General features: G+C 69.0%; 11 protein-coding genes. All 11 read right to left on the bottom strand.

The genetic code is table 11. The features are described from left to right. Positions 1 to 2: 2 nt before the first annotated feature. Entirely contained in the window at positions 3 to 632 is a 630-nt protein-coding gene (locus ACSEEN_RS16210) for a phosphatase PAP2 family protein (RefSeq protein ID WP_440713738.1), read from the bottom strand. After that, positions 613 to 2,523 (bottom strand): glycosyltransferase, encoded by a 1,911-nt coding sequence (locus ACSEEN_RS16205; RefSeq protein ID WP_247865723.1) that lies wholly within the window; start codon positions 2,521 to 2,523, stop codon positions 613 to 615. Before ACSEEN_RS16205 ends, ACSEEN_RS16210 begins: the two co-directional genes overlap by 20 nt. A gap of 14 nt (positions 2,524 to 2,537) precedes the next feature. Continuing rightward, positions 2,538 to 3,776, bottom strand: coding sequence for a UDP-galactopyranose mutase (gene glf, locus ACSEEN_RS16200; RefSeq protein ID WP_247865722.1), 1,239 nt, complete (start codon positions 3,774 to 3,776; stop codon positions 2,538 to 2,540). Positions 3,777 to 4,035: 259 nt separating this feature from the next. After that, entirely contained in the window at positions 4,036 to 5,787 is a 1,752-nt protein-coding gene (locus ACSEEN_RS16195; protein ID WP_247865721.1) for a SpoIID/LytB domain-containing protein, read from the bottom strand. Positions 5,788 to 6,271: 484 nt separating this feature from the next. Further along, positions 6,272 to 7,123 (bottom strand): HAD family hydrolase, encoded by an 852-nt coding sequence (locus ACSEEN_RS16190; RefSeq protein ID WP_440713737.1) that lies wholly within the window; start codon positions 7,121 to 7,123, stop codon positions 6,272 to 6,274. Further along, positions 7,120 to 7,896: a lysophospholipid acyltransferase family protein gene (locus ACSEEN_RS16185; protein WP_298441286.1), complete on the bottom strand. Its 777-nt coding sequence runs from the start codon at positions 7,894 to 7,896 to the stop codon at positions 7,120 to 7,122. The genes ACSEEN_RS16190 and ACSEEN_RS16185 overlap by 4 nt, the downstream gene beginning before the upstream one ends. Before the next feature lies 1 nt (position 7,897). Next, positions 7,898 to 8,692 carry a lysophospholipid acyltransferase family protein gene (locus ACSEEN_RS16180; RefSeq protein WP_371308202.1) on the bottom strand — a complete coding sequence of 265 codons (795 nt, stop codon included), beginning with the start codon at positions 8,690 to 8,692 and terminating at the stop codon, positions 7,898 to 7,900. Between the two features lie 22 nt (positions 8,693 to 8,714). After that, on the bottom strand, positions 8,715 to 9,446 hold the full coding sequence (locus tag ACSEEN_RS16175; RefSeq protein WP_440713736.1) for an anti-sigma factor: 732 nt from the start codon (positions 9,444 to 9,446) through the stop codon (positions 8,715 to 8,717). Next, positions 9,439 to 9,993, bottom strand: coding sequence for an ECF RNA polymerase sigma factor SigK (gene sigK, locus ACSEEN_RS16170; protein WP_440713735.1), 555 nt, complete (start codon positions 9,991 to 9,993; stop codon positions 9,439 to 9,441). Before sigK ends, ACSEEN_RS16175 begins: the two co-directional genes overlap by 8 nt. Before the next feature lie 90 nt (positions 9,994 to 10,083). Next, complete coding sequence (locus ACSEEN_RS16165) at positions 10,084 to 11,367, bottom strand: class I SAM-dependent methyltransferase (RefSeq protein ID WP_298445114.1); 1,284 nt, start codon at positions 11,365 to 11,367, stop codon at positions 10,084 to 10,086. Then, positions 11,364 to 12,128 carry a DUF1365 domain-containing protein gene (locus ACSEEN_RS16160; RefSeq protein WP_440713734.1) on the bottom strand — a complete coding sequence of 255 codons (765 nt, stop codon included), beginning with the start codon at positions 12,126 to 12,128 and terminating at the stop codon, positions 11,364 to 11,366. Before ACSEEN_RS16160 ends, ACSEEN_RS16165 begins: the two co-directional genes overlap by 4 nt. Between the last annotated feature and the right edge of the window lie 200 nt (positions 12,129 to 12,328).

The raw sequence follows: 12,328 nt of genomic DNA, 5'->3' as shown, positions 1-12,328 counted from the left end.
CCTCACTTGGTCGGTGCCGACGGCGCGAACCGGTCGGGCAGATGCTTGTCGGCCGCGATCACGGCACCGGCGCTGAGCCCGCCGATCAGCGCGCCCGCCGCTACATCGGAAGGGTAGTGGACGCCGAGCACCAGCCGGGACAGCAGCATGGGCGGAACGATCACCGCGGGCAGGACCGCCGGGTTCAGTCCGGCGGCCCGCCCGAGCAGGATCGCCGCCGCGGTGGTCGACGTCGCGTGGCTGGACGGGAAGCTCAACTTGCTCGGTGTACCCACGCCGACGGTGATCGCCGGGTGATCCGGGCGGCGGCGCCGCACGATCCGCTTGATGATCACCGAGGCCGCGTGGGCGCCGAACGCGCCGATACCGGCCTCGGCGTATCTGCGCACGCCCACGTCGTCGCCGCGCCGGGCGGCCAGCAGCCCGCCGGCCGCGGCCAGGGCCAGCCAGCCGAGGGAGTGCTCACCGAAGTGGCTCAGGCCGCGAGCGCCGGAGACGGCGCCGGGCACGGTCAGCAGCGCTGACTGCACCGCGACCAGTGCCTTCTCCTCACCGTGCGGCGGCACGGACAGGAACTCCCGGCCGGCCGATCCCTGGCCGGCCGATTCCCGGTCAGTCGATTCCGTAGACATGCGCCCAACTCTCCTTGCTGGCCAGTTCCTGGTGTGCGGCCCGGTACTGCGCCCGCATCTCGTCGAACCGCTCACGCAGCTGCTTCTGCAGCCGCGCCGACTCCATGCCCAGCGCGAGCATCTTCTCCCGGTCGCGCTGACGGTAGACCACGCCGCGGCCGTCGGCCGTGGTGACCGTGACCCCGTCGACCCGGCCCAGCGAATACCAGCGCGCCTCGATCGGCGGGTAGTTGGCCTGCGGGACCTCGTGGTGCCGCGGATCGGCTGGTCGTGCGTTGTTCACGACCGCACCCAGCAGCGCCTTCACCTTGGCGACCGGGCCCTTGGGCTCGTTGACGCCCAGGTGCGTGGCCTGCCCGGTGGTCTTCGGCAGCGACTGCGCCGACGGCAGCACGACGGCGTCCGGGTACTCCTTGCGGATACCGGCGACCTTGCCCAGTGCCGACGGCAGGATCTCGCGGATGTGCATGGGGCCGGCGAGGAAGTCGCGGATCGCCTCGTTCTGGATGGCGACGGTCGAGTACTCCAGGCACAGCAGATGCTTGGCGGTGGCCTTGGTCATCGACGTCAGGATCCCGTTGATCGGCCCGTCGGTGTAGAGCGAGGCCACCACCAGGCGATTACGCAGGTGGAAGTAGGCCTGCCAGTCGATGGCATCGTCCTTGTCGCTCCAGGCCATGTGCCAGATCGCGATCCCCGGCACGGTGGCCGTCGGGTACCCGGCCCGGCCGGCTCGCAGCGCGTACTCCCAGTCGTCCCACTTGATGAACAGCGGCAGCGGCAGCCCGATCTCCTCGGCGGCGGCGCGCGGGATCATGCACATCCACCAGCCGTTGCCTTCGACGTCGATGCGCCGGTGCAGGTTCTTGGAGTTGTCGCGGTCGCTCAGCGGGTACTTGCTGAAATCGTGGTCGTACTCGACGAACGGCGCGGCGGTCCACATGAACTTGTGGTGGTCGATCACCTCGCCCATGCAGTGCAGATGACTGCGGTCCTGCAGGTTCAGCATCTGGCCGCCGACCAGCATCGGGGTCTTGGCGAAGCGGGACAGGGCGAGGGCGCGCAGGATCGAGTCGGGCTCGATCATGATGTCGTCGTCCATGTACAGGATGTACGGGCTGTCGGTCAGCCGCAGCGCCTCGAACATGATGCGGGAGTAGCCGCCGGAGCCGCCGAGATTGCCCTGGTCGAAGATGTGCAGGCGATCGCCGAGGGCATCCGCCGCCTCCGGATAGCCGTCCTGGTCCTTCACCTTGCGGGTGCCCTGGTCGGGCATGATCACCGCGTCGATCACCGCGTCGACCAGCGGATCGGAGGTGAGCGCCGCGAGCGCGGCCACCGCATCGGCGGGGCGGTTGAAGGTCGGGATGCCGACGGTGACGTTCGGCGATCCCTGAGTCGGCGCCTGCGGCGCGTACCAGCCGGCCGCGGTGATCTCGGTCGCGGTGTCGGTGGTGACGTCGAACCAGATCCAGCCGCCGTCCTCGAACGGCCCCAGATCGGTCTCGAACTCGAAGACGCCCTTGCCCTCGTCGTCGATCTCGACGAGGTCGCCGCCGATGGCGATACGGGAACCGTCGATCTTGGAGCGGTACAGGTCCACCCGCGCGCTGCCGGTCAGCTCGATGCGCAGCACCACCGACTCCAGCACCGACCAGCGCCGCCAGTACGACGCGGCGAAGGCGTTGAAGTAGGTCGCGAAGCTGATCTCCGACTCGCCGCCGATACGGACGCTGGTGCGGTCGGGGGCGTGGGCGCGCGACTCGTTGCGATCGGACTCCACCAGGTAGAGCGAGCGCACGTCGAGCGGCTCGCCGGGGCGCGGGAAGATCACCCGCTGCAGCAGGGACACGGCCCGGCTGCCGGTGGTACCGGGATCGGTGGAAGTCATGGGTGGCAGCTCCGTCAGTCCGCGTCGGGCCGGTCCGCCAGCGGCGCACCGTCACGCAGGTGCGGGGCCAGCGTGTTGTCGAACATGGTCAGCGCACTGGCGATCGCCATGTGCATGTCGAGGTACTGGTAGGTGCCCAGGCGGCCGCCGAAGAGCACCTTGTTCTCGGCGGTCTCGGCCTTGGCGAGTTCGCGGTAGGCGGCGACGCGCTCCCGGTCCTCGGGGGTGTTGATCGGGTAGTACGGCTCGTCGTCCTCGCCGGCGAAGCGGCTGAACTCGCGCATGATGACCGTCTTGTCGTTCGGGTATCCGGTGCGCTCGGGGTGGAAGTGCCGGAACTCGTGGATCCGCGTGTAGGGCACGTCGGCGTCGTTGTAGTTCATCACCGGGGTGCCCTGGAAGTCGCCGGTCGGCAGCACCTCCAGCTCGAAGTCCAGGGTGCGCCAGCCCAGGTCGCCCGCCGCGTAGTCGAAGTAGCGGTCCAGCGGGCCGGTATAGACCACCGGCGCATCCGGGTTGGCCGCGCGCAGTTCGTCGCGCACCTCGAACCAGTCGGTGTTCAGGCGGACCTCGATGCGCTCGTCGGCCGCCATGTTCTCCAGCCACGCGGTGTAGCCGTCGACCGGCAGGCCCTCGTAGGTGTCGTTGAAGTAGCGGTTGTCGAAGGTGTAGCGCACCGGCAGCCGGGTGATGTTGCCCGCCGGGAGATTCTTCGGGTCGGTCTGCCACTGCTTGGCGGTGTACGCCTTGATGAACGCCTCGTACAGCGGGCGGCCGATCAGGCTGATCGCCTTCTCTTCCAGATTCTTCGCGTCCGCGGTGTCGATCTCGCTGGCCTGCTCGGCGATCAGCGCGCGGGCCTCGTCCGGGCTGAAGTAGCGGCCGAAGAACTGCGACACCAGGCCCAGCCCCATCGGGAACTGGTAGGCCTGGCCGTCGTGCATGGCGAAGACCCGATGCTGGTAGCCGGTGAAGTCGGTGAACTGGTTGACGTAGTCCCACACCCGCTGGTTGGAGGTGTGGAACAGGTGCGCACCGTACTTGTGGACCTCGATACCGGTCTCCGGCTCGGCCTCGGAGTAGGCGTTGCCGCCCAGGTGGTGCCTGCGCTCGACGACGAGGACCCGCTTCCCCAGTTGCGAGGCGGCCCGCTCGGCCACGGTCAGGCCGAAGAAGCCCGAGCCGACGACGATCAGGTCCACGCTCGGGGTCGTCGTCCCCGTCGGATCCGGGTGATTCGCACTGTCAGTCACAACTGTTCAGGCTATCGGACCGAACCTGAGTATTTCGCGAGGCCGTGTCTCCTACGTCGTCTCCTCCGTCTTCTCCGAAGGCATCGGTGGATCAGCCGGGCGGCCGGCAAGGCGGAGGAGGGAGCCATAGCGGCGCCATACCGTCCGACCACAACGCCGCCAGGCGCTGCGCGGGCCGCCGAGGACCGGAAGAGACTCGGGAGACACGGCCCGGGCACGACGGACTCGGCCGCCGGGGACAGCCGGTCCCGCCTGCGGCTCAGCGCAGCGCGTCCTGGGTCGGGAAGCCCAGAACCTTCAGGCCGCCCGCGTTGAGGAAGTCGGTCAGCGCCTGACCGAACAGCGCGTGCGCACCGGTCAGCGGGCTGTAGTAGATGACGCCGTTCTGCAGCACCTGGACCAGCCCGTGGATGCCCTTGCCGTCGGTCACCAGTTCCGGCTTGGCGACGGTGCCGGTGGAACCCTGCGAGTTGTCACTGCGGGGCTCGCTCACGGTGCCCATCGAGCCGTTGGCGTTGTCACTGCGATCGCGGCTCACCGTGCCCATGGAGCCGTTCGCGTTGTCGCTCCGGTCGCGGCTCACGGTGCCCGTCGAGCCGTTCGAGTTATCGCTGCGTTCCAGGGCGACGCGCTTGCCGGCGAGTACCCCGGTGCCGGTCGCGATCATCTGCTGGATGAGCGGGGTGAGCTGGCCGGTGACGGCCGTCATGTCGCTGAGACCGAACGCGGACAGGTCCGGGAGCTGGCCGGACAGCAGATCGGTGAGCGGGCTCAGATCGAGCAGGTCGAGCAGGCCGCCGCCACCCGGAGCCGCCGGACCCACCGGGGGCCGCACGATCTTCGGCATCGTCTTCTGGCCCTGCACCGAGAACCAGTCGGACTTGAGCTGCAATTTCTGCCGGACCTCGTCGCCCGTCGCCTCGACGGTGCGACCGGTGCCGACCACCCGCACCTTGCCGACGCGGCCGCTGCCCTCGCCGAGCCCGTTGGCCTCGATCACCTCGAAGCTCTTGAGGGTGCCGACGCCGAACGCCGACGCGATGCTCGACGGGCTGACCGTGGCCGTCCAGGAGTGGGTCGGCGAGATGGAGTCACCGGCGTCGACGACGGCCGGGAAGTCCCCGCCCGCGGTGTATCCGCCGGTGGACGCCGAGAACTCGGTGAGCGCGGGCTTGCCGTTCCGCATGCGGACCTGGCCCGCGGTGGCATCGGCGGCCCGGTTGGTGCGCGGGTCCTCGCCGGAGGCTCCGTGGTACATCTGCGACTGCTGCGTGTTGTCCATCTTGCGGCCGGCGGCCAGGCCTGCCAGCACATACGACCGCGCGGCCACGGCCTGCGCCTTCAGCGCCTCGAAGCCACCCGCATCGGCCCACGCCGGCAGCGATTCCTTGGGGATCACGCCCTTGACGTAGTCGTCGACGCCGACTTTGTTCAGCACGCCGTCGGGCCCGGTCCCGATGGAACCGCGGTACGCGTCGCCGCCGTCGCAGAAGGTCAGAAGTTCGTTCGCCGGGCGGCTCGGTCCCGGGTTGATCGGATCCACCCACTGGGCAGGCACCGTCTTGACCACGGCACCACCGCAGCCCTGAGTGATGGTGGCGTTGCCCCCGGACAGGCTGACCGCCTGCCCGGGAGCCACCGTCTGGCCACCCACCTTGGCACCCGCGTCCGCGCGGACACTCACCGACTTCTTCTCGCTCAGCGAGACCGTGACGTCGGTGTTGCCCACCTTCCCGGCGGTCGTGTTGCCGTAGTAGTGGCTCAGGATCTTCTCCGCGTTCCAGCCCTGTTTCGCGTAGCCGAACGCACCCCACTGGCCCATGCCGCGACCGTGGCCGTTGCCGTGTCCCTGCAGCGTGATGGGGGTATCCGCGCGCAGCGAGATACCCGCATCCTCGATCCACTGCCCGCCACCGGCGGCGAGACCACCGGCCAGCAGGACGGGCGCCAGCCCGAGGGCGGCGTAGGTGAGGGTCCGCTTCTTGGCTCGGCCGGGTCGGGTCTTGGGCACTGCACTACCTCGTTCGCGCGGGACCCCAGCTGCAGCATGTGGCCCGTGTGATTAATGGGACTCCTGTGACAGTAGTGATTTTTGGGGCCGCCCCACAAGCCGACGCGGTCACAACCGGGTCACGCTTATCGAACAGGAATCGAACAGTCCAGGTGGCGTCGGCCGGCCGGCGATCCGCGACGGCGTGGCACCGCGGGGAACGACGCCCGCAGCGATCCGTCGCGGATCGTGTCGGGGCCGAAAATCCGTCGCGCATCCGATACGAGACTCGCCGGAATCCGCGACATCTGTCCGCCGGCGACAGCATCCGCGACAGATCGCGCCCGTCCGGTCGAGCGGCGCGCCGCTCCCGGCCGTCAGCTCCGGGATCACCCGCCGAGTCGACGCGGCCACGGCCGCCGCGTCACGACGGCCGACCGATCATGACGGCCCGCATCCAGCACCATCTCCAGCACGCGGAGCGCCCTGCTCCGTCGGCCGGCGGCTAGAACCAGCGTTCGAGGACACGCGCGAGGCCGTCGTCGGCGTTGGAGAGCGCCACCTCGTCGGCGGCGGCGATCGCCGCCTCGTCGCCGTGACCCATCGCCACGCCGAGACCGGCCCAGCGAAGCATCTCGATGTCGTTGGGCATGTCGCCGAACGCGATCGGGGACTCACCGGCGACGTCGGTGTGGGCCATCAGCCACGACAGTCCGCTGGCCTTGCTCACCTTCGGGCGCGACAGCTCGATCAGGCCGGTGTCGATGGAGAACGTCACCTCGGCGAGTCCGCGCAGTGCGGGACGCACCCGGTGGGCCATCTCGCGCGAACTCAGCTGCGGCACCCTGGCCAGCAGTTTCACCGCGGGCGCGGCGAAGATCTGCTCGTCGCTCACCTCGACGTGGTCGGGGTTGAGCCACGCGTGCTCGTACCCGGTCGTCGCCACGAAGGGCGCGGTCGCCGCGTCGGCGCTCGCCAGGTCGGCGAGCGTGCCGACCCGTTCGACCGCCAGGCCCGGGGCCGGCAGCCGCTGGGCGACGATGTCCGCCAGCCGCCGCAGCACGGCGGGTTCCAGCACGTCGCGATAGAGGATCCGGTCGGCGGCGACGTCGTACACGATGGCCCCGTTCGCGCAGATCGCGTACCGGACGGCGGCCGGGGAATCGGCGAGCTGGTTGGCGACCTGCGGGATCCACCGCGGCGGGCGGCCGGTCGCGAGCACCAACTCGACACCCCGGGCCCGGGCCCGCTCGAGCACCGCGCGCGTACGCGCGGACACCCGCTCGGCCGGATCCAGCAGCGTGCCGTCGACGTCCGACACGATGACGCTGGGCGGACCCCAGTCGCGGGCCGTCATCGGTCCTTCGCTTCCCGCGCGGCCTTCTCGGCACGACGCCGGGCCTTCTCGACGGCCTCCGCCTCCTCGATGGCATGCGCCTCGTCGGGGGTGGGCGCGCTGCCGCCGAGCCGGGCCGGCAGCCAGTCCGCGCCGCGCGGCGCCTCCGGATAGCCGTCCTGCACACGGTGGAGCAGCGCTTCCATCACGTCGTACAGCTCTCGGGTCGCCTGGTCGACATCGACGTCCGGCACGTAGTGGATCGGTGCGCCGTACCGGACGTCGACCGGGATCCGCGCGAAACCCATGTGCCGCGCGGTGCCCTTGCTCCACTGGCGCTGCGCACCCCACACGACCGCGGGGACCACCGGCACGCCGGCCTCGGCGGCCATCCGGACGGCGCCGTTCTTGAATTCGCGCAACTCGAAGCTGCGGCTGATGGTGGTCTCCGGGTAGACCACGACGGCCTCGCCGCCGCGCAGCGCCTCGACGGCGGCCGCGTACGCCGCGCCGCCTGCCGAGCGGTCCACCGGCACCGCTCGCGCATGATTCACCAGGAATCGCATGATCGATATGTCCATCACCTCGGACTTGACCAGGAACCGGCCGCGTCGTCCGGCGCGGTAGAGCCCCAGCCCGGGCGCGATGAAGTCGGTGTATCCGGTGTGGTTCAGCGCGAGCACGAATCCGCCGGTGGCCGGGATGTTCTCCAGCCCGAAGTAGCGCCGCCGCATGCCCTGCACACGGACCAGCGTCCCCGCGGTCAGCTCCAGTGCCCGGAAGACCGGTTCCATGTCAGGCCTCCCCCGCGCCGCCCTCACTCGCCTCGTCACGCGCGGCGCGGCGCGCGGCCTTGGCCTCTGCGTCGGCGGCATCCATCGCGTCGGCCTCGGCCAGCGTCGGAGCGCCGCCGCCGAACTTGGCGGGCACCCAGAACTCACCGGCCGGGTAGGGCCCGTTCCACTCCGCGTACATCTCCTGCAGCTCGGCCAGCTTGGCCGACATCGACTCGTGCAGGCGCGCGGTGATCTCGTCGGCGGTGCCGGTCGGCAGGATCGGCTCGGCGACCCCGATCGCGATCTTGAACTTGTTGCGGCCCATCGCTTTCGGATGACCCTTGGTCCAGATGCGCTGCGCGCCCCAGATCACCGTCGGGATGATCGGCGCCCCGGACTCCAGCGCCATCCGCGCGGCGCCGGACTTGAACGCCTTGATCTCGAAGCTGCGGCTGATCGTCGCCTCCGGGTAGACGCCGACCAGTTCACCGCTCTTCAGGTAGTCGACGGCCATCTGATAGCTCGCCGCACCGTCGCCGCGATCGACCGGGATGTGCTTGAGCGCGCGCATGATGGGGCCGCCGACCTTGTTGTCGAAGACCTCCTTCTTCGCCATGAACCGCACCTTGCGCTTGTGCTGCAGGAAGGCGGGGATGCCGGCGAGCGTGAAATCGAGGTAGCCGGTGTGGTTGATCGCGACCACTCCGGGGCCGTCGACCGGGACGTTCTCCACCCCGGAGATCTTGAACTTCAGGCCCTGGGCCAGCCACAGCGCGCGGGCGGCGCCGATCACCGTGTCGTATACGGGTTCCATGCAGGTGAGCCTAGTCGGACAGCTAAGACAGCGGGAGACTGGCGACCGGCGCGCCCACTCGTCTTGTCGGCTCAGCGGCCGAACCGACGGTGAAAGTGATCGCCGTGGCCCCACCCATATCGCGGAGGACCGCGGTGGTCGACGGGCCAACGTCTGTCTCGGACATCGTGCCGGCGAGCCGGGGACCGCCCGGCCCATCGAGCCACATCTGATGCACCGTGCCCGGGGCCGGCCGCGGAACCTGATTCATCACCAGAATGCCCTCGCCCACCGTCGGGGAATAGGTGACCGTCGCCCGCCCGCCGGCCACGTCGCCGGTGGCGGTCCGGACGTCCGGCGCCGCGAACACATCGGCGGCCGTCGACGAGCTGGTCGGACCGTCTCGGTTCGCGATCGCGTAGCCGAACACGGCACCACCGGCGCCCAGGACGACCGCGGCGGCAGCCGCAGCCGCGGCCAACCTCCACGGGCGCCGACCCACCGGCTGGGAGGCGCCACCGGGAGCCGGGGGGAGTCCGAGGTCGGCGACGGTATCGAGCAACCGAGCCCGTAGCTCCTGCGGCGGTGCGGTGGCCGTGGAATGGCTCAGTCGGGCCAGCGTCTCCCGGACGGCGACCACCTCCGCATCGAACGACGCCCGCTCCTCTGCAGAAGCTTGCGCCACCTGCCGGAGCAGGCGAGCACGCTCCATTTCATCCAGCGCGTCCAGGGCCAGCTGAGGAGCGTCCGCGATCAGACCGGTATCGTCATCCATTCTCCAGACACCCTCTCAATCGCTTGAGCCCATCACGAATCCGACTCTTGACCGTCGGCAGCGCGACCGCCAGATGTCGCGCCACCTCGCGATAAGTGAGACCTTCGTAATACGACAGCGTCACCGCCTCGAACTGCCGGTCGGTCAAACTACCAAGGCACTCGCGGACACGCTCCGCCTCCGAGCGCGCAACCACCACCTCGTCGACCCCATACGCGGAATCGACGGACTCGACTCGCCCGTACCGGGACTCCCGCTCCGAGGCCGACGACTCTGATCTGACTCGATCCACCGCTCGACGATGCCCGATGGTCAGCAGCCACGACATCGGGCTGCCCTGTTCGGGGCGAAACCGGCCCGCTTCCCGCCACACCTGCAGGTAGACCTCTTGCGTCACTTCTTCGCTGTAGCCCTGGTCACGCAGTACACGCACCACCATGCCGTACAGCCGGGAACTGGTGCGGTCGTACAGTTCGGCGAAGGCCTCATGGTCGCCTGTGGCTATACGCGCCAGCAGATCTTCCAAGTGGACCGCTTCCACCGTCATGCACCACTCGCTCTCGCCTCGGCAGGTCTCATCGGCGACCATCCTATCGGCCACTGCGTCCGCGATCAGCGCAGTCACTGGACCCTGCCGCTACGAGGCGCCACCGCTCTTGTCCAGCCTGAGTTGATAGACATCGAGGTAGCCGGAGCGGAAACCGGCCTCCGAATATGCGAGGTAGAAGGTCCACATCCGCGCGAACACCGCGTCGAACCCCAGTTGATTCACCCGTTCGGATGCTGCGCAGAAACGTTCCCGCCACAGGCGCAGCGTCCGGGCGTAATGCCTGCCCATCGCCATTTCGTCGGTGATCGCGAGCCCGGTCTCTTCGCTCACCACTGAGCGGAGCGCCTCGATCGACGGCAGCTGTCCGCCCGGGAAGATGTACTTGTGAACCCACGTATAAGTACCCTCCGAGGCGAGCATCCGATCGTGCGGCATGGTGATCACCTGAATGGCGGCGCGGCCACCCGGTGCAAGCATGCGATCGACCGTCTGGAAATACTCGGGCCAGAACTCCCGGCCGACCGCCTCAAGCATCTCTACCGACACCACCGCGTCATACTCGCCGGCAACGAGTCGATAATCGAGCAGGTCGATCTGGATTTGCTCGGCGAAGCCCGCCGCGGCAACCCGCTCCATGGCCAGCTCACGCTGCTCGCTGGACAGTGTCAGTGAGCGAACCCGGGCACCCCGCTCCGCCGCTCGGAGGCATAGCTCGCCCCAACCGGTCCCGATCTCCAGTAGCCGGGTGCCCGGCCCCACCCCGGCCGAATCGAGGAGCCGGTCGATCTTTGCTCGCTGAGCCACCGCCAACTGGGGCCAGGTCGCGGCGTCGGCCGCCTCATTTGACCCGAAGTAAGCGCTGGAATAGCTGAGCGTCTCATCCAGAAACGCCGCAAACAGATCGTTGGAAAGGTCGTAATGGCGCGAAATGTTGGAGCGAGTGTTCTCCACTGTGTTCCGTTCACCCGCCGGATGCCGCGGCAGCACCAAGGACCGCAGTCGCTGCAACGGTGCGGGCACGAGATCGGCGGCCCGCTCGGCAAACGGAGTCAGCACACCCACCAGATCGTCGGTGGTCCAGTCGCCCGCCATGAACGCTTCACCGAACCCGATCAGACCGGCCGATCCGATCCGGCGGTACATCGACTCCGGTCTGCGTATTATCATCCGGGGCCGCACTGTGCCGGACCGGTCCCCGCCAGCGCGCTTGCCGGGGAACTCGACCGAGATCGGCAGACCGCGAGTGGCCATGGCGAAGACCGGCACCGCCGCCGCCCCCCGGATCCGGCCGGCCGGCGAGTGCGCCACGTCGGGCCACAGCCGGGCGTCGATCGCCGGGTCGTTGACCGCGCACTGCTCGTTGCTCGTCATCGTAGGAGATCCTCTTCTCTATCAGGTCGGGACGTCTGATCGGGACGCGGTTGGATACGCAACCCGCGGGCCCACAGCCGAATGCCGTGGAACCGGATGCGGGCGGCGACCAGCAGGGGTGACAGCGGGGCGCGCACCTGCGCCCGGATCACTTCAGCGACGGTCGCGCGGTGCGCGGTGCCGGTGACCGTCGCGGTGAACGGCGCGTTGCCGGTCCGCTCGAGAACAATGGCAAGCCTGACCTCGCCCGCCGAATCAGGCTCCGGAAGCACCAGTCGGTACTGGCCGGCGACGTCGTTGAACGGCGACACATAGAACGACTTTCCGATGTGCGCGCGGCCCGCCGCGTCGGTGCGAACCACATAACAGTGACGCTCCCCGTAGGTGTTGTGCACTTCAGCGACCACGTAGCTCAGCGCCCCGGCCGCATCGTGACACCAGAACACCGAAAGCGGATTGAACACGTAACCCGCCGTGCGCGGCGACAGGAGCGCAACGACCCGCCCATCCGGGCGCCCGATACCAGCGTCGTCGAGATACCGGTCGAGTCGCCCGCGCAGGGTCTCCCCAGGACGGACGCACTGAGGAAAGTGATCGGCAGGCCGGAACTTCGCCGTCCACCGCAGGCCCAGCGGGAGGGTCGGTATCTCGTCGACGTCGATCAGCCAACTCAGGCTCGCGTACTCGAATCGGTGGTCCACCGGTTCGCGCCGGACGTGGCGCACCCGCGTGTGGACCACGGACGGCGTCGGCGAGTTCATCGGTCCGCAGAGGCCGACAGTGACTCGGTCTCGCCGGGCCACACACCGCCGAAACACCGGGCAGCACGTTCTCTGAACCGCACTGGGTTCTTTGGAGGCTCGTGACCTTGGAAACGAGGATGAGTACATGCCGAAGGAACAGGTTCCCGGGAAGCCGCAGACGCGGCGCTACAGCCCGGAGGAGAAGGTGGCGGCGGTCC

The organism is Gordonia marina, assembly GCF_052036135.1.
In the GTDB taxonomy this organism is placed as follows: Bacteria; Actinomycetota; Actinomycetes; order Mycobacteriales; family Mycobacteriaceae; genus Gordonia.
This window is presented reverse-complemented; position numbering and strand designations above follow the sequence as displayed.

Bases quoted from the DNA above. Each gene is read 5' to 3' on its own strand.
- ACSEEN_RS16210 (WP_440713738.1), bottom strand. From the start codon at position 632: ATGTCTACGGAATCGACTGACCGGGAATCGGCCGGCCAGGGATCGGCC.
- ACSEEN_RS16205 (WP_247865723.1), bottom strand. From the start codon at position 2,523: ATGACTTCCACCGATCCCGGTACCACCGGCAGCCGGGCCGTGTCCCTG.
- ACSEEN_RS16190 (WP_440713737.1), bottom strand. From the start codon at position 7,123: ATGACGGCCCGCGACTGGGGTCCGCCCAGCGTCATCGTGTCGGACGTC.
- ACSEEN_RS16185 (WP_298441286.1), bottom strand. From the start codon at position 7,896: ATGGAACCGGTCTTCCGGGCACTGGAGCTGACCGCGGGGACGCTGGTC.
- ACSEEN_RS16180 (WP_371308202.1), bottom strand. From the start codon at position 8,692: ATGGAACCCGTATACGACACGGTGATCGGCGCCGCCCGCGCGCTGTGG.
- ACSEEN_RS16175 (WP_440713736.1), bottom strand. From the start codon at position 9,446: ATGGATGACGATACCGGTCTGATCGCGGACGCTCCTCAGCTGGCCCTG.
- sigK (WP_440713735.1), bottom strand. From the start codon at position 9,993: ATGACGGTGGAAGCGGTCCACTTGGAAGATCTGCTGGCGCGTATAGCC.
- ACSEEN_RS16165 (WP_298445114.1), bottom strand. From the start codon at position 11,367: ATGACGAGCAACGAGCAGTGCGCGGTCAACGACCCGGCGATCGACGCC.
- ACSEEN_RS16160 (WP_440713734.1), bottom strand. From the start codon at position 12,128: ATGAACTCGCCGACGCCGTCCGTGGTCCACACGCGGGTGCGCCACGTC.